Annotated in this window: 20 protein-coding genes and 1 tRNA gene; 2 read left to right on the forward strand and 19 right to left on the reverse strand. The window is 69.6% G+C overall.

Annotated features, from left to right (window positions below; translation table 11 throughout):
- Positions 1-16: 16 nt before the first annotated feature.
- The 6 genes from IE157_RS10045 to IE157_RS10070 are packed head-to-tail and all read right to left on the reverse strand — an operon-like array spanning position 17 to position 5,872.
- Entirely contained in the window at positions 17-397 is a 381-nt protein-coding gene (locus tag IE157_RS10045) for a hypothetical protein (RefSeq protein WP_064845328.1), read from the reverse strand.
- Positions 394-987 carry a hypothetical protein gene (locus tag IE157_RS10050; RefSeq protein ID WP_193519871.1) on the reverse strand — a complete coding sequence of 198 codons (594 nt, stop codon included), beginning with the start codon at positions 985-987 and terminating at the stop codon, positions 394-396. The genes IE157_RS10045 and IE157_RS10050 overlap by 4 nt, the downstream gene beginning before the upstream one ends.
- Positions 984-2,114: an MraY family glycosyltransferase gene (locus IE157_RS10055; RefSeq protein ID WP_193519872.1), complete on the reverse strand. Its 1,131-nt coding sequence runs from the start codon at positions 2,112-2,114 to the stop codon at positions 984-986. The genes IE157_RS10050 and IE157_RS10055 overlap by 4 nt, the downstream gene beginning before the upstream one ends.
- The gene (locus IE157_RS10060; protein ID WP_318281432.1) at positions 2,111-4,069 is read right to left on the reverse strand and encodes a polysaccharide biosynthesis protein; all 1,959 of its coding nucleotides are present in this window, start codon (positions 4,067-4,069) and stop codon (positions 2,111-2,113) included. Before IE157_RS10060 ends, IE157_RS10055 begins: the two co-directional genes overlap by 4 nt.
- 26 nt (positions 4,070-4,095) lie before the next feature.
- Entirely contained in the window at positions 4,096-4,953 is an 858-nt protein-coding gene (locus IE157_RS10065) for a glycosyltransferase (RefSeq protein ID WP_193519873.1), read from the reverse strand.
- The gene (locus tag IE157_RS10070; protein WP_064845332.1) at positions 4,940-5,872 is read right to left on the reverse strand and encodes a glycosyltransferase family protein; all 933 of its coding nucleotides are present in this window, start codon (positions 5,870-5,872) and stop codon (positions 4,940-4,942) included. The genes IE157_RS10065 and IE157_RS10070 overlap by 14 nt, the downstream gene beginning before the upstream one ends.
- A 244-nt stretch (positions 5,873-6,116) precedes the next feature.
- Between IE157_RS10070 and IE157_RS10075 the strand changes: the two genes are divergently transcribed.
- Complete coding sequence (locus IE157_RS10075) at positions 6,117-7,085, forward strand: NAD-dependent epimerase/dehydratase family protein (RefSeq protein ID WP_085106384.1); 969 nt, start codon at positions 6,117-6,119, stop codon at positions 7,083-7,085.
- Positions 7,086-7,212: 127 nt separating this feature from the next.
- On the opposite strand, the gene IE157_RS10080 is transcribed toward IE157_RS10075, so the two are convergent.
- From IE157_RS10080 to argS, 9 genes are all read right to left on the reverse strand, one after another.
- Positions 7,213-8,241, reverse strand: coding sequence for an L-threonylcarbamoyladenylate synthase (locus IE157_RS10080; protein ID WP_193519874.1), 1,029 nt, complete (start codon positions 8,239-8,241; stop codon positions 7,213-7,215).
- Between the two features lie 108 nt (positions 8,242-8,349).
- Positions 8,350-9,216, reverse strand: a complete 867-nt coding sequence (gene prmC / locus IE157_RS10085) for a peptide chain release factor N(5)-glutamine methyltransferase (protein ID WP_193519875.1) — start codon at positions 9,214-9,216, stop codon at positions 8,350-8,352.
- A gap of 6 nt (positions 9,217-9,222) precedes the next feature.
- A complete protein-coding gene (gene prfA, locus IE157_RS10090; protein WP_193519876.1) occupies positions 9,223-10,329 on the reverse strand; it encodes a peptide chain release factor 1 in 1,107 nt (368 codons plus the stop codon).
- Between the two features lie 48 nt (positions 10,330-10,377).
- Entirely contained in the window at positions 10,378-12,504 is a 2,127-nt protein-coding gene (gene rho / locus IE157_RS10095) for a transcription termination factor Rho (RefSeq protein ID WP_193519877.1), read from the reverse strand.
- A 291-nt stretch (positions 12,505-12,795) separates the two neighbouring features.
- Positions 12,796-13,758 carry a homoserine kinase gene (gene thrB, locus IE157_RS10100; RefSeq protein WP_318281438.1) on the reverse strand — a complete coding sequence of 321 codons (963 nt, stop codon included), beginning with the start codon at positions 13,756-13,758 and terminating at the stop codon, positions 12,796-12,798.
- A 95-nt stretch (positions 13,759-13,853) separates the two neighbouring features.
- Positions 13,854-14,963 (reverse strand): threonine synthase, encoded by a 1,110-nt coding sequence (gene thrC / locus IE157_RS10105; RefSeq protein ID WP_193519879.1) that lies wholly within the window; start codon positions 14,961-14,963, stop codon positions 13,854-13,856.
- Between the two features lie 62 nt (positions 14,964-15,025).
- Positions 15,026-16,342, reverse strand: a complete 1,317-nt coding sequence (locus IE157_RS10110; RefSeq protein ID WP_193519880.1) for a homoserine dehydrogenase — start codon at positions 16,340-16,342, stop codon at positions 15,026-15,028.
- A 170-nt stretch (positions 16,343-16,512) separates the two neighbouring features.
- Positions 16,513-17,943 (reverse strand): diaminopimelate decarboxylase, encoded by a 1,431-nt coding sequence (gene lysA, locus IE157_RS10115; RefSeq protein ID WP_193519881.1) that lies wholly within the window; start codon positions 17,941-17,943, stop codon positions 16,513-16,515.
- 4 nt (positions 17,944-17,947) lie between these two features.
- Positions 17,948-19,618, reverse strand: a complete 1,671-nt coding sequence (gene argS / locus IE157_RS10120; protein WP_193519882.1) for an arginine--tRNA ligase — start codon at positions 19,616-19,618, stop codon at positions 17,948-17,950.
- A gap of 123 nt (positions 19,619-19,741) precedes the next feature.
- On the opposite strand from argS, the gene IE157_RS10125 reads away from it, so the two are divergent.
- Positions 19,742-19,817 (forward strand) — tRNA-Arg (locus tag IE157_RS10125).
- A gap of 97 nt (positions 19,818-19,914) precedes the next feature.
- On the opposite strand, the gene IE157_RS10130 is transcribed toward IE157_RS10125, so the two are convergent.
- The 4 genes from IE157_RS10130 to IE157_RS10145 are packed head-to-tail and all read right to left on the reverse strand — an operon-like array spanning position 19,915 to position 23,155.
- The gene (locus IE157_RS10130; RefSeq protein WP_193519883.1) at positions 19,915-20,286 is read right to left on the reverse strand and encodes a hypothetical protein; all 372 of its coding nucleotides are present in this window, start codon (positions 20,284-20,286) and stop codon (positions 19,915-19,917) included.
- Between the two features lie 4 nt (positions 20,287-20,290).
- Entirely contained in the window at positions 20,291-21,199 is a 909-nt protein-coding gene (locus IE157_RS10135) for an ABC transporter ATP-binding protein (protein ID WP_193519884.1), read from the reverse strand.
- A gap of 4 nt (positions 21,200-21,203) precedes the next feature.
- Positions 21,204-22,163 carry an ABC transporter permease gene (locus IE157_RS10140; protein ID WP_085106359.1) on the reverse strand — a complete coding sequence of 320 codons (960 nt, stop codon included), beginning with the start codon at positions 22,161-22,163 and terminating at the stop codon, positions 21,204-21,206.
- Positions 22,164-22,168: 5 nt separating this feature from the next.
- Complete coding sequence (locus tag IE157_RS10145) at positions 22,169-23,155, reverse strand: ABC transporter substrate-binding protein (protein WP_193519885.1); 987 nt, start codon at positions 23,153-23,155, stop codon at positions 22,169-22,171.
- Between the last annotated feature and the right edge of the window lie 89 nt (positions 23,156-23,244).

Below are 23,244 nucleotides of genomic sequence, written 5' to 3' on the forward strand. Positions count from 1 at the left end.
GCGGTATCCAGACCGGTCACACTCTGGGCTCGGGGCCCATGCCGGATGACTTCTTCGTCTCCGACGGGGTCTTTTGCGGGGCGGTACTGCGGTTCAAGGCGTCCCTCATATGAAGATAACCGAGGTACACCCCGGCGGCCGCCCCGAAGACAGCTCCCGCGATCACAATCCACCGAGTTCCCAGTAGGTGATCCAGGAACCAGCCTACCAAACTCCAAAACACCGCACCGACCACGATGTACAGCAGGACCGCGATCCCACCACCCAGACCGCCACGCTCCACGAGCTCCCCCGCGGTGTGGAGGGTTTCCTTGCGCGCGTTGTCCCGCATGCGCGTTGACATCCCCCGCAGGTCCCTGGGGCGCCGGTCTCCCGGCTCGTTCGGTGCGGAACTCATGGCGTTCGCCTTTCGTGAGTGGGTCGGTCGTGCCCCGCCCGGCCGCCACTCGAGTCACGGGCGGGAGGGACGGACGGGGCGGCAGCGGCGTCGTCGTGGGCGTGTTCGACGGCCGACGACGCAGCGTGGGGTGCGGGCTCGGGCGCGTCCTGCCGGGTGACACCGCGGGTCAGCACGGTGAAACTGGCCAGGGCGAGTACGAGACACACCAGGACGGTCACGGCGAACACGCGCGGGGCGAGCCACGGCGGGGCCCCCAGGAACAGCAGGAACCAGCCCAGCACGAGCACCTTGAGGAGGTACAGCGCGGCGAGCGCGGGAGCCGTGGCCGCCGGTGCCACGCGGTACATCTGAGCCGCCACGAGGGTGGTGGCTGCGGAGCTGACCGCAATGATCCCCGCCCCGAGCAGCGCCGAGCGCGGTGCCGAGAGTATGTCCACGACGGCTGAAAGTGTAAGCAGAATCACACCCAGGATCAGGAACATGACGGCCCCGGCCCGCACACCCCGGGCGTAGGAAGGGGGGCGGGAGCGGGCGGCGTCGTGCGCGGCGGATTCCTCCGACGAACGCGGAGCGCGGTCAGGGGTCACGGGCGCAAACTCCGTGCGGTGCTCCGGGCGCGGGCGAGCAGCACCGGGGACACGAGGTACAGCACGATCACGAGCACCACAGCCACACCGGCGAGCACGGAACCCGTGCCCGCGGCCCGTAGACCGTAGAGGGAGATCAGACTGACGCACGCCGTGGCGGTCGTGACCACCGCGGCGGACTGCACGTGGGACAGGCCCACGTCCGTGAGGCGCTGGTAGACGTGCTGCCGGTGCGGTGTGTACCAGACCTCCCCGCGGCGGATCCGCAGCACGAGCGTCACGGCGGTGTCCGCGAGGTAGACCAGCAGCGGGGACAGCAGGTACTCCACGTAGACGCCCGAGAGGAACGCGCCGATCGCGATCGCGGCGATGGCACTACCCAGGACGTAGGAGCCGACGTCGCCCAGGAAGACCGTGCCGCGCCCCAGGTTCCACGGTAGGAAGCCCAGGAACGCACCGGCGAGCGCGAGGCCCGCGCACACCATCCACGGCATCCCGTTTGCCGCACCGGCCCACGCGTAGAACAGCCCCACCACGCCGCCGTGCAGCCCGGAGATCCCGTTGATACCGTCCATGAAGTTGGCGATGTTGACGTAGGCCACGGTCGCGAGCACACCCACGGGCCACCACCACGCGGGGATGCCCAGGGCCACGATCATGGCGGCGGTCCCGAGCGCGCCCACGAGGGCCTGCATGCCCAACCGGACTCCGATGGACACGCCGCGGTAGTCCTCGGCCCAGCCCAGGGCCGCGCTGGCCGCGGTCATGGCGAGCACGGACAGGGCGAGCGAGCGGTCCACGGGGATCAGACCGAACCCCAGGGACAGCCCGTACGTGAGGATCAGGGCGATGGCCACCGCGAGTCCCATCCCGCGCAGTACGGGCCGCGAGTGCGAGGACCGGTCGGACGGGATGTCGATCACGCCCCACCGGCGTAGCAACGGCTTGACCGCGAACGGCAGGAGCACTGAGAGCACGAAGGCAGCGGCGAGTGTCCACGGGGCGAGGGCCAACAACAGATTCAGCGCCTGGCCGTCCGTGAAAGTGGCGGGGCCGGTGTCGACCGCGGGGGCCGTGGGTACGCCGTGGGCGGGCAGGAACGCGGTGGACACGAGGACGGTGCTCATGCGTGGCGCCTCCAGCCCGTGTGTCCCTCGGCGGCGTCGCCGTCCGCACCGTCAGCGTCCGCGTCCTCGGCGCGGGGTCCGGTGGCCGGTGCGCACTCGGCGGCGCGCGGCACGGAGAAGTCCGTGACCTTGGGCTGGGTGCTCACCACGACCTGCGGGATGGACCCCGTGAACATCATCCCGCCGCGCACCTTCCACACGTGACGGTCCAGGTTCGCGGGATCCAGGCGCTCGGCCTTGGCGTGGGAGATCTTGGGGTGGAAGGGCCGCTCGTCGGTCTCACCCGTGCCGATGAGGTCCTCGTGCAGCTTCTCACCGTGGCGCAGCCCGGTGATCTCGATGCTGATGTCCTCGCGCCCGGACATCGACCGCAACCGGCGGGCGATGTCCAGGATCCGCACGGGCTCCCCCATGTCCAGGATGAGCACCTCTCCCCCGTGCGCGATCGCACCGGCCTGGATCACGAGCTGACACGCCTCGGGGATGGTCATGAAGTACCGGGTGGCATCCGGGTGGGTCACGGTGATCGGCCCGCCCTGACGGATCTGTTCCGCGAACAGCGGCAGCATGGACCCGCGCGAACCGAAGACGTTGCCGAAGCGCACGGACGCGTAGCGCTTGCCCGTGCGGTCCCCCATCCACGCGGTGAGTTTCTCCGCCACGCGCTTGGAGTGACCGAGCGCCGTGGTGGGGTTGGCGGCCTTGTCCGTGGAGATGTTCACGAACACGTCCACGTCCACGGCGGCCGCGGCGCTCAACACGTGCAGCGAGCCCATGACGTTGGTCTTCCACGCCTCGTCCGGGTACTGCTCGAGCAGGGACACGTGCTTCAGCGCCGCAGCGTGGAAGACCACCTGGGGCCGGCGGTCCTGGAACACCCGGGTGAGCGCGTCCGGATCGCGGATGTCACAGAGCACGGTGTCGTTGCCGTCCAGCAGGCCACGCCCGGTGATGGAGATCTGTGTGGCCTGCAATCCGGATTCGTCACGGTCCAGCATGATCAGCTCGGCGGGTTCGAAACCCACGAGTTGGCGGCACAGTTCCGAACCGATCGACCCACCCGCGCCCGTGACGAGCACGCGCTTGCCGGTCACGTACCCCGCAATGGCCTCCACGTGGATGTCCACGGGCCGCCGTCCGATGAGGTCCTCCATGGAGATGTCACGAAGGTCCACGCTCTGGTTTGCGCCGGTGAGCATCTCGGTCAGGGGCGGGACGGTCATCACGCGGGTCCCGGTGCCCTCCACGGCTTCCGAGACGCGTTGCATGGTGCGGGGGTCCACGTCCGCGACGGCCACGATCAGCACGCCGGCGCGCGTGTGCTCCAGGACGGACGCGGCGTCGTGCAGCGTGCCCATGACCGGGACGGAGGAGATGCGCAGGTGCTTCTTGGCGGGGTCGTCGTCGAGCAGGGCCACGGGCAGGAAACCGGAGGCGGGGTCCTGCATCATGCGGTGTACCAGGAACGTGCCCAGCGCGCCCGCACCGAAGATCACCACGTTCTGCGCCTGCTCACCCGGCTTGGCCGTGGATTCCTGGTACATGCGTTTGAGGTAGCGGAACGCGGCCATCAGCAGGCACGCGAACGGGAACGCGATGAACCCCAGCGAGCGCGGGATCCACAGGGCCACACCGAAGACCAGCAGGACGGCCTCGAGCAGTGCCGTGACGATCACGGTCACGACCACGAGCAGCTTGGCCTCCTCGAAACTGCCGAACGAGTACCGGCCCTTGTAGAGGGCGAACGAGAAGCCCACGAGCAGTTGCAGCACGACCGCCACCACGCACGTGATGATCACGCCCCCCACGGAGATGAGCTCCACGTTCATCTCGAACCGGAGGAACGCCGCGACCCACAGCGCCACGATCCACGCGATGGAATCCAAGATCATCTGGATCCACAGCCACGCGACCGGTTTGTCCGCTCGGGGGGTGGGGCTTGCGGGGGTGACCATGCAGTCGTAGTCCTTTCGGGTGCGGGTCAGTCGCGGTGACCCACCATGAGCCGGTACGCCGTTTCCCGTACCCTCAGGGGGACGAATCGGTAGCCGCCGCGCACCATGACGTTCACGGCCCATTGTAGGAACCCCACGTGGCCCAGGGTGCGCAACCGGTGCTGCAACGTCAGTTCGGCCCGCAGCACGCGGTACCCGCCGCGGCGTTCGTAGGAGCCCGCGGAGACGCGATAACCCACGAGCGGTTCCGCCACGTTGCGCACGTCCGCGCCGGCATGGAGCATGCGCGTCCACAACCAGTAGTCCTCGGCCATGGGGACGTCCTCGTAACCACCCACGGCGAGCGCGGCACTGCGGCGCAGCACGACCGTGGGATGGGAGATGGGGTTGCGGTATCGGCTCACCGCGGCGATCCGCGCGGCCCCCACGGGGGCTGTGCGCAGCGCGACGGGCCGAGTCTCGTCGTCGCCGATCTCGTGCATGGACGCACCCACGAGGTCCGCGCCGTCCTCGATCAGGGGCAGTTGCCTCTCGAACCGGCGGGGGTAGGAGACGTCGTCCGCGTCCGCGCGCGCGACGACGTCGTACGCGCACCGCGGCAACGCAACGGTCAGCGCCCGGGCGAGGCCACCGTTTTCCGGGATCCGCAGCACACGGACGGGGATCGGGGATTCTTTCGCGAGCCGCTCGAGCTCCGCCGTGACCGACGCCGACACCGGACCGTCCTGGACGAGCAGCACCTCCGCGGGCGGGCGGGTCTGCTCCACCGAATTAGACTCCACCGCGCGCCGGATCCGCTCGGCGGTGTCCGCGGCGTACACGGGGATCAGCACCGAGAACCGAGCCGGCAGTTGCGCGGGGGTCAGCGGGTCAGCGAGGGCCACCGAAACCACGTCCGCGCATGCCGTTGCCGTAGAGCCGCGCCCACCGCACCAGTCCGGGCAGGTCACGGCGGCGCGCGTAGTGGGCGGGGTAGCCGATCGCGTCCGCGACCAGTTGCACCACGCGCTTGTAACGCCACGAGACGTACCCGCGGTTACGGAAGAAGTGGCGCTGCTTGAACTCCCCCGGCGGGATCAACACCTGCAGCTTGCCGGGGATCACCACGTGTTCCTCGGCCCAGCCCGGCGGGTGGGACACGGCCGTGGTCGTGACCGTGCCGAACGGCAGCCCACTCTTGCGCAGGCGCACGAGGAAGTCGACCTCATCCCCGCGCAGGAACAGTTTCAGGTCCGGCAACCCCACCCGGAAGAACACGGACTCGTCCATGAGCGCACCGTTGAAGAAATTGGCGTAGGAATCGATGAAGCCCAGCGGTTCCAGGTCCGCGCGACGGTGGGTGATCCCGCCGTCCAAGCGGAACGGGAACGCGAGGGCGTCGTGGTCCTGGGGCGCCACGATGAGCGGTGACACCACGGCGAGCCCCCGCTCGCGCGCTGTTTCGCGCAGGGTGTGTAGGCACTCGGGGTCCTCGGGATGGGCGTCGTCGTCCATGAGCCACACCTGGTCCGCGCCGCTCGCGAGCGCCGTGAGGATGGCGAGCGCGAATCCGCCCGCCCCGCCCAGATTGGCCACGGAGCGGCGGTAGTGCAGCGTGAAGGCTCCCCCGATCCGCTCCCCCAGCGCGGCCTGGTCCAGGGCAGTGCGCCCGGCGTCCACGAGACACAGACTCGCGATCGGGTCGGTCTGGACGCGCAGCGCGTCGATCAGCGCCGCGACGTCCTCGGGGCGGTCCTGCGTGACGCACGCGACGCTCACGTTCGCGTCCGGACGGTCGCTCGCCCGCGCGGTGGATTCGGTCATGGCGCCCCCGGGACGACTCGTGATGTGCAAGGAAGATGTGCTCGACCGCGGCGCACGCGCAGCCGCTCGCGCGGGCGCCCGGCACGCCGGTGAACTCCGGGAGTCTATCAACGCGTACCTTGACGCCGCCTCGACGTCACCCGCACGGGTGATGTGCCGTGCTGACGACCACGGGCTGACCACCAAGAACGGGTCCGGGGCGCTACCGTACGATGAAGACACCATCACAGGAGGAGACACAACAGTGACGGCTCACAGCTGGCGCGTTCTCGGGGCCACGGGGTTCATCGGTTCCGCCATCACCACTGCCCTGCAGACCCGGAACATCCCGGTCACCCCGGTGGCCACCCCCCGACTGGCCTCGCCCGCGACCACGGTGCACCACCTCATTGAGCACGCGCACCGCCTCGAGTCCGTGATCGACTACCTGGCCGATTCCTTCGCCGGCGCGGACGTGGTGGTCAACGCCGCCGGTCTGGCCGCCCCCGATCAGACGCACCAGCAGTCCCTGACCGGGGCTAACGCGCTGCTTCCCGTCCTCGTGGCGCTCGCCGCCCACCGCACGGGCGTGCGCCGGGTGATCCACATGAGTTCCGCGTCCGTGCAGGCCGACGCACCCGTGCTGGACGAGTCCATCCGCACCGCACCGTTCTCCCCCTACTCCTTCTCCAAGGCCCTGGGCGAGTCCGCGCTCTACCGGTTGCGCTCCCAATGGCGCGAGGAATCCGGCGCTCCGCAGTTGAGCGTCATCCGCGCGACGTCCGTGATGGGCAGCGGGCGGCGCACCACGCGCATGCTCGCACGGTTCGCGTCCTCGCCCCTGAGCTCGGTCGCCGGGGACGGCTCCGCCCCCACCCCCGTGACCTCCGTGACCGCCCTCGCGCAGTTCACGGTGGCCGTGGGCGAGTTCCCTGAGGTCCTGCCCCCCGTGATCCTGCAACCGTGGGAGGGCGCCACGACCGGTTCCGTGCTGCGCGACGCCGGACGCCGCCACCCCCTGCAGCTGCCGTCCTGGGTGTGCCGGGCGGTGATCGCGACCGCGCGCACGGCCTCGGCCGCTGCCGGTTACCGCTACGGCGGGCTCATCCGCCGCCTGGAGGTCACGTGGTTCGGTCAGCGCCAGGTCCCCGGGTGGGCCCACGAGAACGGTGTGCTCCCCGAGCCCCACGTGCAGGAGGTGCTGCGCCAGGCGCACCTCGCGCTGGGTCGCTGAGCCGCGCGTTGGGTTCTTCGCAGCGCGGCCGCGCCCGGTCCGGAGCACTCCCGCGCTGACAGAACGATCCCCGCACCGTACCCGTCATGGGATGGTGCGGGGATCGTCTCGTCAAGGCACCTGTTGTTCAGGCCCCGTGGTTCTCGGGTTCCCCGGCGACGAGCCGCTGCGCCTCCTCCATGCTCAGTGCCCCGGTCCCGTCCCAGCGCGGCTCGGTGTCCGGTGTGCGTTCCCGTCCCTGGTCCACGAACGGACGGGCCTCCGCGGGGGAACTTCGGACCAGGTCGGCCACGAGGTCCTCGTCCGCGGGAGTCGAGCCGGCCGAGAGGGCCACGCCCTCGCCGAACGATTCCGGTGCATTCGCTTCGGGGTTCTGACGCGCGGAGTGTGTCGACGCCGCGGCGTCGTCGTCCGAGACCGCCGCGCCGGCACCGCCGGCTGCAGCGGCCGCCTCCGGGCTCTCACCGGTCGCCGGAGCTGCCGGTTCGGTGCCGCCGTCCACGTTCGGGACGACCTCGCGCAGCCGCGCCAGCGTGATCGCGCCGTGGCGCAGCACCACGGGCGTCTCCCCCGTGCAGTCCACGATGGTCGAGGCCACGTCCTGCGCACCGGCGGGGACCTCACCCGCGGGCCGCGGACCGTCGTCGAGGTAGAGCGCCACGCGGTCCTGCAGCATCTCGCGGGCCTGCTCGGCGGTGCGCGCGGCGGGCATCCCCGTCCGGTTGGCGGAGGACACGGCCATGGGACCCACGCGTTCGAGGACCGCGCGGGTCACGGCGTCGTCGGGGACGCGTAGTGCCACTGTCCCATGGGTCTCCCCCAGGTCCCAGCCCAGGGTGGGCTGGGCCCAGCAGATGATCGTGAGGGCGCCGGGCCAGAACGCCTGCGCGAGCGCGCGGGCGTCGTCGGAGATCTGGTCCGCGAGGCCGTCGATCACCTCGGGGCGGGCGATCAGCACGGGCGGGGGCATTTCCCGCGTGCGGCCCTTGGCGCCCAGCAGTCCCTGGACACCGGGCGCCGAGAACGCATCGCAGCCGATGCCGTAGACGGTGTCCGTGGGCAGCACGAGGCATTCGCCGTCCGCGACGACGCCCGCGGCCTCGGTCACGGCCGCTTCGAGTTCCTGCGGGGTCCCGCAGGATCGGATCTCACTCACGAGCAACTCCTCTGCTGACGTGTTTCGTGTTCTTCCCGTGCTCCGCGCACCCGGCCGTCCCGTTCACGGTACGTCTCCCGGCACGACGGCGCTGCGGCGCCCGGTCTCTCAGCCCCCCGGCCCCGGCAGCGTGGCGGTCGTGGCCCGCGGGCGGTCGGTCAGGTCGTGGTACGTGCGGATGTCCCGGAACCCCCGGTCCTCGAGGGCGCGGGCGACGGCCGCGACCTGGGACTCGGCGTGTTCCATGACGAACGAACCGCCCGGACGCAGGATCCGCACGGCGGTGTCCATCGCGGCGCACGGGAACGTCATCCCGGTCTCGTCCCCGCCGTACAGCGCCGTGGGTGGATCGTAATCGCGTACCTCGGGATCCTCCGGGATCTCACCGTCCGGGACGTAGGGTGGGTTGGTCACGACCACGCAGAACCGCCCCGCCGACTCGACCGTGACATCGCGGTAGTCGGATTCGAGCAAGCGCACGCGGGAGCCCGCCAGATTGCGCCGGGTCCACTCCAGTGCGGCCGGTTCGCGTTCCACGGCGGTGACCCTACTCGCGGGATCCTCGCTCGCCACGGCCAGGGCTATCGCGCCACTGCCCGTCCCGAGGTCGATGACCCCCGGGTGGGTCTCGCCGGCCCCGCGCCATACGCGCACCAGATCCAGGGTCAATTGGACGAGCAGTTCGGTCTCCGGTCGGGGGACGAAGACCCCGGGACCCACCGCGAGCTCGAGCTTACGGAACGGGGCCGTGCCCGTGATGTGTTGCAGGGGCTCACGCCGTGCGCGGCGTTCCACGAGGTCGCGGTACCCGTGCGGTTCCGGCGCGCCCAGGATGGCCCGCGCTTCGGTGTCCCCGCGGCCCAGGCCCAGCGTGTGGGCGGCGAGCAACACGGCGTCGACGTCCGGGGAGGCCACACCCGCGCGAAGCAACCGGGACCGGCCCCACGCGATCGCCTGGGCGAGAGTCGTGGCCACGGGAAGTTACTTCCCGCCCGCGGACCCGTGCTGTGCGGAGTCCTGACCCAGTTGTTCCAACCGGTGCTTCTCGTCCAGTTCCACGGCGGAGGCGATCACGGGTTCCAATGCGCCGTCCAGGACGTGGTCCAGGTTGTAGGCCTTGTACCCGGTGCGGTGGTCCGCGATGCGGTTCTCGGGGAAGTTGTAGGTGCGGATGCGTTCCGAACGGTCCACGGTGCGCACCTGCGACTTGCGGGCCGCGGCGTTCTCGGCGTCGATCTGTTCCTGCTGGTGCGCGAGCAACCGGGCGCGCAACACGCGCATGGCCGCCTCACGGTTCTGCAGCTGGGACTTCTCGTTTTGCATGGACACCACGATGCCCGTAGGGACGTGCGTGATCCGCACCGCGGAGTCCGTGGTGTTCACCGACTGCCCACCCGGACCCGAGGACCGGTAGACGTCGATCTTGAGGTCGTTCTGGTTGATGTCGATCTCGTCCGGCTCGTCCACCTCGGGGAAGACCAGCACCCCCGCAGCGGACGTGTGCACGCGCCCCTGGGACTCGGTCACGGGCACCCGCTGCACGCGATGCACCCCGCCCTCGTACTTGAACCGGGCCCACGCGCCCTCGGCCGGATCGGAGGAGGACCCCTTGACCGCGAGCTGGACGTCCTTGTAGCCGCCCAGTTCGGTGGGGGTTGACGAGAGGATCTCGGTCTTGAGCCCGGATTGTTCCGCGAAGCGCATGTACATGCGCAGTAGGTCCCCGGCGAACAGGGCGGATTCGTCCCCGCCCTCACCCGCCTTGACCTCGAGGATTACGTTGCGGCCGTCGTCCGGGTCCCGCGGGATGAGCTTGCGGCGCAGTTCCTCGCGCGCCACGACGAGCTCGTCCTCAAGGGGCTTGACCTCCGCGGCGAGTTCGGGATCCACGCTCCCGAGCTCGCGCGCGGTGCCCAGGTCCTCGGAGATGCGTTCCACCCGGCGATGCGCCTCGACGATGCCGTTGAGTTCGGAGTAGCGCCGACCCAGTTTCCTGGCCTTGCTCGCGTCCGCGTGGACGGCGGGATCCGCCAGGGCGCGCTGGAGCTCGGCGTGCTCATCCAGCAGCGGCTGAACGGGGTCGGACATACGGTGCTCTCCTGGGATCGACGGGTGGAACGCGGTGCTCGCGGGTTCCTAGTGACCGGCCAGCGTGGTCTTCTGGACCTGCAGCAGGAACTCGGTGTTGGACTGGGTATCCCGCAGCTTGCTCGTGAGCAGTTCCAGGGCCTGCTGCTGTTCCAGACCGGAGAGCACGCGGCGCAGCCGCCACATGATCTTGATCTCGTCCGCGGACAGCAGGTTCTCCTCGCGGCGGGTACCGGAGGAATTGACGTCCACGGCCGGGAAGATCCGCCGGTCCGCGAGCTGACGGGACAGGCGCAGTTCCATGTTGCCCGTGCCCTTGAACTCCTCGAAGATGACCTCGTCCATCTTGGACCCGGTCTCCACGAGCGCGGTCGCGAGGATGGTCAGCGAGCCACCGTTCTCGATGTTGCGCGCGGCGCCGAAGAACTTCTTGGGCGGGTACAGCGCGGCGGAGTCCACACCACCGGAGAGGATGCGGCCGGACGCCGGTGCCGAGAGGTTGTACGCGCGGCCCAGGCGGGTCATGGAGTCCAGCAGGACCACCACGTCCATGCCCATCTCCACCAGGCGCTTGGCCCGCTCGATCGCGAGCTCCGCGACCGTGGTGTGGTCGTCCGCAGGCCGGTCGAAGGTCGAGGCGATAACCTCACCCTTGACCGTGCGCTGCATGTCCGTGACCTCTTCGGGGCGCTCGTCCACGAGCACCATCATGAGGTGGACCTCGGGGTTGTTGGTCGTGATCGCGTTGGCGATCGATTGCAGCATGAGCGTCTTACCGGCCTTGGGCGGGGAAACGATCAGACCGCGCTGGCCCTTGCCGATCGGGGCCACGAGATCCACCACGCGGGGACCGATCTTCTTGGGCTCGGTCTCCAGGCGCAGCCGCTCCTGGGGGTACAGCGGGACGAGCTTGTTGAACTCGACCCGGTCCTTGTTCTCCTCGGGCTTGCGGCCGTTGACCGTGGTCAGCTGCACGAGCGCGGAGAACTTCTGGCGCGAGTTGTTGTGTTGTTCGCCCTCGCGGGGAGCACGGATGGCACCCACGATCGCGTCGCCCTTGCGCAGGTTGTTCTTCTTGACCTGGGACAGGCTCACGTACACGTCCGACGGGCCGGGCAGGTAGCCCGAGGTGCGCACGAACGCGTAGTTGTCGAGCACGTCCAGGATGCCCGCCACGGGCAGCAGGACGTCGTCCTCGGTGATCTCGACGTCGTCCACGTCCGGACCGTTGTGCCGGTTGCGACGGTTGCGCCGCTCGTTGCGGTCGTTGCGATCGTTACGGTCGTTGCGATTGCGATTGCGCCGGTTGCGGCGGGAGTTGCCCTCACCGTCGTTGTTGCGATCGTTGTTGTTGCGGTTGCGCCGGTCGTTGCGGTTCTGGTTGTCCTGACCGCCGTCCTTGGGGTCACCGGAATCGTTGGAACCGCCTTGGCCCTTGGAGTCACGGCGGTTGTCCCGGTCCTGACCGTTGTCCTTGGAATCCTTCTGGTGGTTGGCGTGGCGGGAACCGTCCACCTGACCCTGCTTGTTCTCGCGCCGGTTCTCGTCCTGGGACGAGCCGTTCTGCTCGGACTTCTCGTTGCGGCGACCGCGCTGGTTGCGCTGGCCGCGCCCGGACTCGTTGCCGGAGTCGTCAGAGCCCTGGGCGGAGTCCTGCCCGGACTCGTCTCGGCCCTTCTCCGCCTGGTCCTTGTCCTGCTGGTTCTGGGCGGAACGGTCCTGGCCGGAGCGCCCGTGCTCACCCGTGCCGCTGGCCGTGGCGCGCCGGGAACGGCGCGAACCGCTCTGCCGCGGGACGTTCTGTTCGCCGTTCTCGCTCTCCGAGCCCTCCTGGGGCTTCGAGGAGGAGTCCGACGACGCCGCGTCCGCGTCCGCGGCGGCCGGAGCGGCGTCGGCGGAGGACGACTGCGGAGCGTCGGAGGAGTGGCGCTGGGAGGCCTTGCGAGCGGTCTGCTCGATCTTGGCCTCCACGGCTTTGTCGCGTTCGGCGACGACGCCCCCGCGCTGGTGGGCCTCGATGGCCTCGACCAGGAGGGACTTGCGCATGCGACGCGCGCCGGTAATGCCCAACTGGGCCGCGAGGGCCTGCAGCTGCGCGAGTTTGAGCCCGGACAGACCGGTGCTCTGGGCGTTCGAGGTGTCCGTTCCCTGTTCGGGGGCGGTGGTTTCTGTCACGAAGCTTCCTTCTGACTCGATGGGGGTTGCGGCACTCAGATCGCCAGCAACCCGACGATGATGGTGTGGGCCACCCGCGGCGGGCCACGAAAGTGCGCGCCGGAGGCGCGCGTCATCAGCAATGAAGTCCCCCGAATCTCCCGCGGAGCCGGGACGCCACATTACAGAGGTGGCTGGTCTACGCGGAAGAGGATCGCAGAGAGGCGACGCGGTCGAACACCTGCGTTGAGGAACTGCGCACGAGGCTCGGCTGCGGGGTTGCACTGTCCGGCACGGACGCGAACCCGGGGCCTATTGCGTGGATACGCTCACTTTAGCACCCTCTTCGGGCACCCGCAGGACATGAACACGCCACGTCACCGTCCGCCCCTGGTACTCGTGCGCCGGCGACGCCGCGTCCGCCGCGATCTCCTCGATCGCCGCAGCCACGCGCCCAGCGTGCTCCGCGCCGTTCGCGAGCGTGAGCACGGTGGGGCCCGCACCCGAGATCAGGGCGGCGTGACCGAGGTCGCGCAATCGGGTCATGAGCTCGCAGCTCGGTGCCATGGCCTGTGCGCGGTAGGGCTGGTGCAGCAGGTCGAACGTCGCGGGCACGAGCAGCTCGGGCCGTTCGCCCAGGGCCGCAACCAGAAGCGCCGCGCGGCCGGCGTTCACGGCCGCCGTGCGATGCGCGACCATCTCCGGCAGCAGCCCGCGGGCCACCGACGTGGCGACTTCGAAGTCGGGCACCGCGACCACGGGAACCACGTCCGGATGCACGCGCACGGGCACGCTGTGGAAACGGCCTTCGTCCTCGTACGAGATCGTCAGACCACCCAGCAGGGTGGGGGCCACGTTGTCCGGGTGTCCCTCCATGTGGGAGCACACCTGCAGCACCGCATCCGGTGAGAGCCGGTGGGATGCGGGGAGCAGCGCGTTGGCCGCGAGGACACCGGCGACCACCGCGGAGGCCGAGGAGCCCATGCCCCGGCCGTGCGGGATCGCGTTGTGGGCGCGCAAGCGCAGCGGGGGCAGCTCACCGGCCCCGGCGGCGTCGAACGCGGCCTGCATGGCACGGATCACCAGGTGCTCGGGACCGCGCGGCACGCCCGCCGCGCCCTCCCCCGAGAGGTCGAACTCGAGTCCGCGCTCGATGCGCGTGAGCGTCACGGTGTCGTAGTGACCCAGCGCGAGACCGAGCGAGTCGAAGCCCGGGCCCACGTTGCCCGTGGAGCCGGGGACCCGCACGCTCACGGTGGTACCCACGGGCGTGATGGCGCCCGGCACGTTCCCGGTGCGGGGTGCGCTGTCGGTGTCGGGCGCGTCGGAGCGGGTGGCGTGCAACGGTGCGTTATTCACGGCGGAGCCGGTCATTCCAGGCCGAGGGCCGAGGCCACGGAGACCACGTCGAAGGCCACGCGCTTGGGCTCGGCGGCCGTGGGGTCCTCGGCCTCGGCGCCCTTGATCGCCCACTGGGGGTCCTTCAGGCCGTGGCCCGTGACGGTCACCACGATCGTCGCGTCCGTGGGTACCTCCCCGGCCCGGGCCTTCTTGAGCAGACCCGCCACTCCGGACGCGGAGCCCGGTTCCACGAACACGCCCTCGCGGGACGAGAGCCAGCGGTGGGCCTCGAGGATCTCGACGTCGCTCACGGAGTCGATGAGCCCGCCGGACTCGTCACGCGCGGCGATGGCCGTGTCCCAGGACGCGGGGTTGCCGATCCGGATCGCGGTCGCGATGGTCTCCGGTTCCGTCACGGGATGGCCCAGCACGAGAGGTGCGGCACCCTCCGCCTGGAAGCCCCACATGGCGGGCGTGCGGGTGGACACCGCGGACAGGGTCTCACCCGAGGTGGCCGGGGTCTCCTGCGCGTACTCTCGGTAGCCCTTCCAGTACGCCGTGATGTTCCCGGCGTTGCCCACGGGCAGCACGTGAATGTCCGGGGCGTCGCCCAGTGTGTCCACGACCTCGAAGGCCGCGGTCTTCTGACCCTCGATCCGGTACGGGTTCACGGAGTTGACCAGGAAGACCGGGTAGGACTCGGAGAGCTTGCGCGCGACCTCCAGGCAGTTGTCGAAGTTGCCGTCGATCTGGATGATGTCCGCGCCGTGGGCCACGGCCTGGGACATTTTGCCCATGGAGATCTTGCCCTCCGGCACGAGCACCGCGCTGCGCATCCCGGCCTGCTTGGCGTACGCCGCCGCGGACGCGGACGTGTTGCCGGTGGACGCGCACACCACGGCCTTGGCCCCGGACTCCTTGGCCTTGGTGATGGCCATGGTCATCCCGCGGTCCTTGAACGAACCGGTGGGGTTCATGCCCTCGAACTTGAGCCACACCGTGGAGCCCGTGAGCTCGGACAGCGCCCGCGCCTGGATCAGAGGGGTGCCACCCTCTCCCATGGTGATGACCTCGGTCTGCTTGGTGACCGGCAACCGGTCCTTGTACTCGTTGATGACGCCCTGCCAGACGTGTGCCATGCCGCGTGCTCCTCGGTTCGACTCGTGGCCCCGCGCCGCGTGGTGCGCGGGGCGCTCAAGAATTATTCTCCGGCTTCCACCGGTGTGACGGACACGATGTCCCGCACCACGTCCAGCTCGCGCAGGGCCGCGACCGTGGCCATGAGGGACGCGTGTCGGCCGCTGTGCGTCACGAGCCGCAGCTGGGACATCCCGGGGGCGTCCGGGTCCTCGATCTGCAGCATCGTGGAGATCGAGACCCCGTGGTCCGCGAACACCTGGGCCAGTTGCGCGAGCGCACCCAGTCGGTCCGTGACGGCCACCGTGATGGACAGCCGCGTGGTGGCGTCGTCCATGCTCACGGCGGGCAGCGCCGCGTAGGCGTCGAGCGGGATGCCCTGAGCTCCCAGCGCGATCGCGCGCGCCGCGGAGACGAGGTCGCCCAGCACCGCCGACGCCGTGGGGTGACCACCCGCGCCCTGTCCGTAGAACATGAGGGAACCCGCGTTCGCGGCCTCCACGAACACCGCGTTGTACGCGCCGTGCACACCCGCGAGCACGTGGTCGCGCGGGATCATCACGGGGTTCACGCGCAGATTCACGCCGTCACCGCAGCGCTCGCCCACGGACAGCAGCTTGATCACGTACCCCGCCTCGCGGGCGGCCGCGACGTCCTGCGCCGTGATGCCCGTGATCCCCACGCAGTGCACGTCCGCGATCGTGTAGGTCGAGTGGAACGCGAGGGACGCGAGCACGGCGGCCTTGGCGGCGGCGTCGTGCCCCTCGACGTCCGCGGTGGGGTCCGCCTCGGCGTAGCCGAGCTCCTGAGCTTGCGCGAGGGCGTCGTCGAACGCGGCCCCCGTGGTGTCCATCTGGTCCAGGATGAAGTTGGTGGTCCCGTTCATGATGCCCAGGAAACGGTTGACCCGGTCCCCCGCGAGCGAGTCGCGCATGGGGCGCACGATGGGGATCGCGCCGGCCACCGCGGCCTCGTAGGACAACTGGGCGCCCGACGCCGCCGCGGCGTCGTGCAGTTCGCGCCCGTGCTCCGCGAGCAGCGCCTTGTTGCCCGTGATCACGGACTTCCCGGCGTTCAGGGCACGCAGCACTCGCGTGCGCGTGGGTTCGATCCCGCCGGTCAGCTCCACCACCACGTCCGCGGCGTCGATCACCGCGTCCGCGTCCGTGGTCAGCAGTTCCGCGGGCAGCTCCGTGTCCCGCGGGGCTTGCGGATTGCGCACGGCCACGCCGCTCAGTTCCAGGCGCACGCCGCTGCGCAGGGCCAGCTCATGGGCGTGGTTGAGCAGCACGCGGGCCACCTGGGAGCCCACGGTGCCAGCACCCAACAGGCCCACTTTCAGCACGGGCGTCTCGCGGTCGGTTGCGGGTGAAGTGTTCATGGCTCCTGGTGTTCTGTCGGGGGCTTGCTGTCGGGGCGTGTCAATGGGTAGGGCCGCGCCCCGCGGGCGGTCGCGGCCCGGTGGGTGCGGCGAGGCGGGCGCGGCGGGGCGGCGTCCGGCGCGGTGGCGGGGCACGATGTGGCTCGCGCCCCTCGACCGCGCCGGCCGGCTCACACCCCGGTGTCGCGGGCGAGCAGATCCGTGAGGGCCTCGCGGCGCACGATCTCGCGGGTGGCACCGTCCGGTGCGACCGCCACGATCCCCGGGCGGGGCAGCCAGTTGTAATTGCTGGACAGGGACCAGCAATACGCACCGGTCACGGGCACCACGAGCAGGTCACCCGCGGTGACGTCCCCGGGGAGGTAGACGTCCTTGACCACGATGTCACCGGACTCGCAGTGCTTGCCGACCACGCGCGAGAGCACGGGGGTCTCCTCGGACACGCGGTTGGCGAGCACGGCGGTGTAGTCGGCGTCGTAGAGCACAGGACGGGCGTTGTCGCTCATGCCGCCGTCCACGGACACGTACCGGCGCTGCACGCCCGGGCTGACCGTGACCGTCTTGACGGTGCCCACCGTGTAGACCGTGCACCCGGAGGGCCCGGCGATGAACCGGCCCGGTTCGAAGGACAGGTGCGGGGTGGGCAGATCCGAGGACTCGAGCACGGAAGTGAGCAGCGGGGCGAGGTCCGCGGCGATCGCGGCGACCTCGCGCGGGCTGTCCGCGGCGGTGTACGCCACACCGTGGCCGCCACCCAGGTCGATCTCGGGCAGCGTCACGTCCCAGCGCTCGGCCACGGTCTCGCGCAGCGCGAAGACGCGCTCGGCGGCCTGACCGAAGCCCTCCGCCGCGAAAATCTGGGATCCGATGTGGCAGTGCAGCCCGCGCAGGTCCAGTGCATCGGAAGCGTCAACGCATGCAGCCACGGCCACGAGTGCGGGAGAGTCCTCCCCCTCCTGCACGGGGTTCAGCGAGAGTCCGAACTTCTGGTCCTCGTGGGCGGTCGCGATGAACTCGTGCGTGGACGCGTGCACCCCCGGGGTCACGCGGATCATCACGGGCGCGCGGGTGCCGCGGTCGCGGGCCAGCCGTGCCACGAGCTCGATCTCGGCGAGCGAGTCCACGACGATGCGTCCCACGCCCACCTCGAGGGCCCGGTCGAGTTCCTCCGCGGACTTGTTGTTGCCGTGCAACGCGATCCGGCCCGGGGCCACACCCGCGGCGAGCGCCACGGCGAGTTCCCCGCCGGAGGCGGTGTCGATATTGAGGCCCTCCTCCGTGGCCCACCGCGCCACGGCGGTGTTCAGCAGGGCCTTGGAGGCGTAATAGACCTCGAGTTCCACGCCGAGAGGATTCAGGGCGGCCTCGAACGCCTCGCGGAAACCGCGGGCGCGGTCCCGGAAGGTCCGTTCAGAGACCACGTAGCTCGGGGAACCGTGGCGCGCGGCGATCTCGGTCACGGGCACGGAATCCACGGTGACGCACCCCGTGTCATCCCGGGCGTACTGGGACGTGAAGACCACGGGGTCCAGTGCCGCGGGGTCCGCGGGGACCTGCAGCCAGGCCGGGGCGAGCGGGTGGGCGGGAGCGAGTTCGGTCATGGGATCACATCCTTTCGGGAGCGGAGACGCCCAGCAGGTCCAGCCCGTTGGCGAGGACCTGGCGCACGGCGTCGTTGAGCCACAGGCGGGTGTGGTGGACGGGCGCCACCGGGTCGTCGCCCTGCGGGGTGACCCGGCACGCGTCGTACCAGCGGTGGTACGCCCCAGCCAGGGCCTCGAGGTGGCGCGCCACGCGGTGCGGTTCGCGCAGGGCCGCGGCCTGGGCGACGACGGACGGGTACTGTCCGAGCGCGGCCAACAGGTCCGCTTCACGCGGGTGCTCGAGCAGGGACGCGTCGAACCGGGCGGCGCCGGCCTCGTCCGTGCGCGCGACACCGGCGGCGTGGGCGTTGCGTTCCACAGCGCACGTGCGTGCGTGGGCGTACTGGACGTAGAAGACCGGGTTCTCGTTGGAGCGCTTGGTCAGCACGTCCAAATCGATGTCGATGTTGGAGTCCACGGAATAGCGGGTCAGCGAGTACCGCGCGGCGTCCACGCCCACGGCCTCCACGAGGTCCTCCATGGTCACCACGGTGCCCGCGCGCTTGGACATCCGCACCGCGGTGCCGTCCTTGACCAGGTTGACCATCTGACCGATCAGCACCTCGACGGCGTCCGGGGAGTCCCCGAGCGCGGCCGCGGCGGCCTTGAGCCGGGCCACGTAACCGTGGTGGTCCGCGCCGAGCATGTAGATGCACAGGTCCGCGCCACGGTCCCGCTTGTTCTTGAAGTAGGCGATGTCCCCCGCGATGTACGCGGCGTGACCGTCCGACTTGATGACCACGCGGTCCTTGTCGTCCCCGTGGTCGGTGGAGCGCAGCCACCACGCTCCGTCCTCGAAGTACAGCGCGTCCGAGGAACGCAGCTGGTCGAGCAGCGTCTCGACCTGGCCGTCATCGAACAGCGAGTTCTCGTGGAAGAAGACATCGAAGTCCACGCCGAAATCGTGCAGCGAGGATTTGATCTGGGCGAACATCAGTTCCACGCCCGCGGCGCGGAAGACCTCCTGCGGGTCCTCGGACTCCAGGGCGTCCGGGTGCTGGGCCAGGACCTCGTCCGCGATCTCGGAGATGTACTGCCCGCCGTAGCCGTCCTCCGGGGCGGCCTCCCCGCGGGCGCGGGCCAGCAGGGAACGGGCGAAGCGGTCGATCTGGTTGCCGTGGTCGTTGAAGTAGTACTCCCGCACGACCGAGGCGCCCTGCGCATCCAGGATCCGGGCCAGGGAGTCACCCACGGCGGCCCACCGCGTGCCACCCAGGTGGATCGGACCGGTGGGGTTCGCGGAGACGAACTCGAGGTTGATGGTCGTGCCGGACAGGGTGTCCGCGGTCCCGAAGGCGCGCCCCTGTTCCACGATCGACTGCGCGAGCTCACCGGCCGCGGCGGCGTCGAGCGTGACGTTGAGGAAGCCCGGACCGGCGATGTCCACCGTCTTCACACCGGGGACGGCCGACAGGCGCTCGGAGAGGATCTGCGCGACGTCCCGGGGGGAACGGCCCACCTTCTTGGCCACCTGCATGGCCACGGTGGTAGCCCAGTCCCCGTGCTCACGGTTCTTGGGTCGCTCCACCTTCGCGTGCGGGAGTTCGGCGCCATCCACCGGGGTCAGTTCACCGGCGGCCACGGCGTCTTGCAGGCATGCGGACACGGCGGAGGAAAGTTCTTCAGGAGTCACTGTGCCAGTGTAACGGCGCGGGAGCACCCCGCTCGATCCGCGTCGATTGGTGCGCCCGCGCGACCTGGTAGTATCGTCGAGTTGTCGTCGCGGGCCTCGTTCTCGGGTCCTGTGACACGGCACGCCCGCGTAGCTCAGTGGATAGAGCGTCTGCCTCCGGAGCAGAAGGTCGTAGGTTCGAATCCTGTCGCGGGCACCACGAATGCCCTCCCCTCGGGGAGGGCATTTTCGCATTTCGGGGACCCCCACGCCCTACGGGGCCGGCACCCGGATCGCGGGTGGTTCGAGCTAGCGGGTCAGCGGTGACCGCGGCGCTGCTGGCGGGTCCTCAGGTGGGGGTTCAGCTCGAGTGGGTCGTACTCATTGACCACGGAGTCGCTGCCGTAGTGCTCTTCGAGCAGTTGGTCCTCCTCCACCGGGCGGGGTGGAGCCGTGCGCCGCAGCACGACCCCCACAATCGTGAGCAGGCCACCCACCGCGAGGGTTCCGAAACCCACCGCAATCATGGTCCACCCGCGAGTGTTCAAGGGCTCTCCCCCGTGGTCCGCCGCGGCCCGGCTCATGGCCACGAGTGCCTCCGGGAGGGTGAAACAACACACGAACAACAAAAGCAGCCCCACCGCGGTGATGACGGACGTGAAACGTTGTCTGCGGTGGGGCTGCTTCATAAGATCAATGGCCTTCCGGTGACACCCCCGGAGCGGAGGAACCACCCGTTGGGGCGCCGTGGGCGGGGGCACCCCGGGACGGGGCACCGGCCGGTTCGGCGCTGCGAGCTGTCTCCAGAAGCGTAGCGTCATCCAGGGCGGGTTCGCCCGTGGCCGCTTGCAGCTTGCGGAACTCGGCGAGCAGATCCGCCACGGTGGCCTCGGCCTTCTGCTGCGCGTCCAGCTCGAAGAGGATGCGACCCTCGTGCATCATGATGAGCCGGTTGCCCAGCCGCAGGGCCTGGTCCATGTTGTGCGTGACCATGAGCGTGGTCAGGTGACGCTCGTTCACGATCCGCTCGGTGATCTCCGTGACGTGCTGCGCACGCTGGGGATCCAGGGCGGCCGTGTGCTCGTCCAGTAACAAGATCTCGGGTGCGGAGAACGTGGCCATGAGCAGGGACAGCGCCTGGCGTTGCCCGCCGGACAGCAACCCCACCTTGGCCCCCAGCCGGTGCTCCAGACCCAGTTCGAGGGTCTTGAGCTCCTGCTCGAACTCGTGGCGTCGGGCGCGGGTGACGCCGCGCGCGAGACCACGGGAGCGACCGCGGCGCTGCGCGATGGCCATGTTCTGCTCGATGCTCAGGGTGGGCGAGGATCCTTTCATGGGGTCCTGGAACACCCGGGAGATCCACGTGGCCTTGCGGTGTTCGGGAAGCCGCGTGACGTCCCGGTCCCCCACCATGATCCGGCCGCTGTCCGGGATGATCGTCCCGGACACCGTGTTGAGCAGGGTGGACTTGCCCGCACCGTTGGAGCCGATGACCGTGACGAAGTCCCCGGGTTTGACCGTGAGGCTCACCCCGTTCAACGCCACGCGTTCGTTGACCGTCCCGGCGAAGAACGTCTTGCGCACGTCCTGTATGTTCAGCATCCGATCACGCTCCCGTTCGTCCGGACACACCGGCGTCCACGGTGCGCCGGGCGCGGGATCGCACGTCCGCCTGCACCGCTTGCGCGGCCCTGAGGGTGCGGTGGCGCTTCCACCGCTTGTACACGCCGAGCTGTGGCAGCACGAGCGCGATCACCACGAGCACCGCGGAGATCAGCTTCATGTCCGAGGGGTTCAGTCCCGCCTGCAGCGCCACGGTGATCACCAGGCGGTACAGCACCGAGCCGAGGATCACCGCGAGCGTGGCGATCACCACGGTGCGCGTGCCGAAGATGCCCTGGCCGAGGATCACGGAGGCGAGGCCCACGACGATCATGCCGATGCCCATGCCGATGTCCGCGAAGCCCTGGTACTGCGCGATCAGGGCACCGGACAAGCCCACGAGGGCGTTGGACAGGCACAGACCGAGGATCTTCTGCCGGTCCGTATTCACCCCGAAGGAACGGATCATCTCCGGGTTGTCACCCGTGGCCTGCATGGCCAGGCCGGCGTCCGTGTACAGGAACCAGTCCAGTGCGAGCTTCACGAGCAGCACACCGACCAACAACAACAACACTCCCACGACCGTCCCCTGCAGCCCGGCCTCGCGCAGGGGCGTGAAGACGGTCTCCTCGCGCAACAGCGCGAGGTTCGCCTTGCCACCCATAAGCCGCAGGTTCACGGAGTACAGGGCGGTCATGGTCAGGATGCCCGCGAGCAACCCGTTGATCCGCGCCTTGGTGTGCAGCAGCGCGGTGATCAGACCGGCGAAGGCGCCGACCACGAAGCCCACGACGGTCGCAAACCACGGGCTGCCGCCGTGCAGGATCACCATGGCCGCGGTGGCCGCCCCGCTCGTGAAGGACTGGTCCACGGTCAGGTCCGGGAAGTCCAGCACGCGGAACGTGAGGTACACACCCAGGGCCATGATCGCGTAGATCAGCCCCAGTTCGATTCCAGCGATCACCGGCGTTACTCGATGACCTGGTCGGCCTGGTCCCGCAGGCTCTGCGGGACCTCCACGCCCATGGCCTTGGCGGCCTTGGCGTTAATGATGAGCTTGGTTTCTTTCTGGGACTCCACGGCCATCTCGCCGGGCTTGGCGCCGTCCTTGAGGATGCGCACCGCCATCTCACCGGTCTGCTTGCCCAGGTCCGTGTAGTTGATCCCCTGGGTTGCCAGGGCACCGCGCTCCACGGAGTCGCCCTCACCCGCGATCAACGGGATCTTCTTGGCCTCCGCGGCGGAGATCACGGCCTCGAGCCCGGCTACGACCTTGTTGTCGGTGGGCACGTAGATGGAGTCGGTGTCGAAGGACTCGGCGGCCTGGGCCACCTCAGCCGTGGTGGTCACGGTCTTCTCCTCAACCTTCAGACCCTCGGCCTGCGCGGCCTTCTTGGCCTCGTCCACCTGCACCTGGGAGTTGGTCTCACCGGAGCTGTAGATGATGCCCACGGACTTGGCGCCAGACTTGAGCTTCTTGATGAGCTGGATCTGCTCGGCCACGGGGTTCATGTCCGTGGTGCCGGTGACGTTGGCGCCGGGCGCATCCATGGAATTCACGAGCCCCGCGTCCACGGGATCGGTCACGGCGGTGAACAGGACGGGCTTGTCCGTGACGGCCTGGGCAAGGGACTGGGCGGACGGCGTGGCGATGCCCAGGATCAGATCGTCGTTGGAGGACGTGAAGTTGGAGGCGATGTTGGTCGCGGTGGCCTGGTCGCCGGAGGCGTTCTGCACGTCCAGGGTCAGGTTCTCACCCTCCGTGTAGCCGCCGTCCTTGAGGGCCTGCACGAAACCTTCGCGGGCGGCGTCGAGCGAGGGGTGCTCCACGAACTGCGAGATGCCCACGGTGACCTTCTTGGTCTCACCGGACTGCCCACCGTTGTCGGATCCGCAACCCGTGAGCAGCAACGCCGCGGTGGTGGCCACGGCGGCGACCGGGAGTAAACGCTTCATGACGGGTAATTCCTTTCCCCGAGGATCAATGATGAGTGGATATTATCTAACAATCGGTCGAAAAAGAGACGCAGCTCACATGTGCGGAC

Origin of the sequence: Kocuria marina (genome assembly GCA_014652975.1) — a bacterium.
Classification (GTDB): Bacteria; Actinomycetota; Actinomycetes; order Actinomycetales; family Micrococcaceae; genus Kocuria; species Kocuria marina.

Bases quoted from the DNA above. Each gene is read 5' to 3' on its own strand.
- IE157_RS10045 (WP_064845328.1), bottom strand. From the start codon at position 397: ATGAGTTCCGCACCGAACGAGCCGGGAGACCGGCGCCCCAGGGACCTG.
- IE157_RS10055 (WP_193519872.1), bottom strand. From the start codon at position 2,114: ATGAGCACCGTCCTCGTGTCCACCGCGTTCCTGCCCGCCCACGGCGTA.
- IE157_RS10060 (WP_318281432.1), bottom strand. From the start codon at position 4,069: ATGGTCACCCCCGCAAGCCCCACCCCCCGAGCGGACAAACCGGTCGCG.
- IE157_RS10070 (WP_064845332.1), bottom strand. From the start codon at position 5,872: ATGACCGAATCCACCGCGCGGGCGAGCGACCGTCCGGACGCGAACGTG.
- prfA (WP_193519876.1), bottom strand. From the start codon at position 10,329: ATGTCCGACCCCGTTCAGCCGCTGCTGGATGAGCACGCCGAGCTCCAG.
- thrC (WP_193519879.1), bottom strand. From the start codon at position 14,963: ATGGCACACGTCTGGCAGGGCGTCATCAACGAGTACAAGGACCGGTTG.
- IE157_RS10110 (WP_193519880.1), bottom strand. From the start codon at position 16,342: ATGAACACTTCACCCGCAACCGACCGCGAGACGCCCGTGCTGAAAGTG.
- lysA (WP_193519881.1), bottom strand. From the start codon at position 17,943: ATGACCGAACTCGCTCCCGCCCACCCGCTCGCCCCGGCCTGGCTGCAG.
- IE157_RS10130 (WP_193519883.1), bottom strand. From the start codon at position 20,286: ATGAAGCAGCCCCACCGCAGACAACGTTTCACGTCCGTCATCACCGCG.
- IE157_RS10135 (WP_193519884.1), bottom strand. From the start codon at position 21,199: ATGCTGAACATACAGGACGTGCGCAAGACGTTCTTCGCCGGGACGGTC.
- IE157_RS10145 (WP_193519885.1), bottom strand. From the start codon at position 23,155: ATGAAGCGTTTACTCCCGGTCGCCGCCGTGGCCACCACCGCGGCGTTG.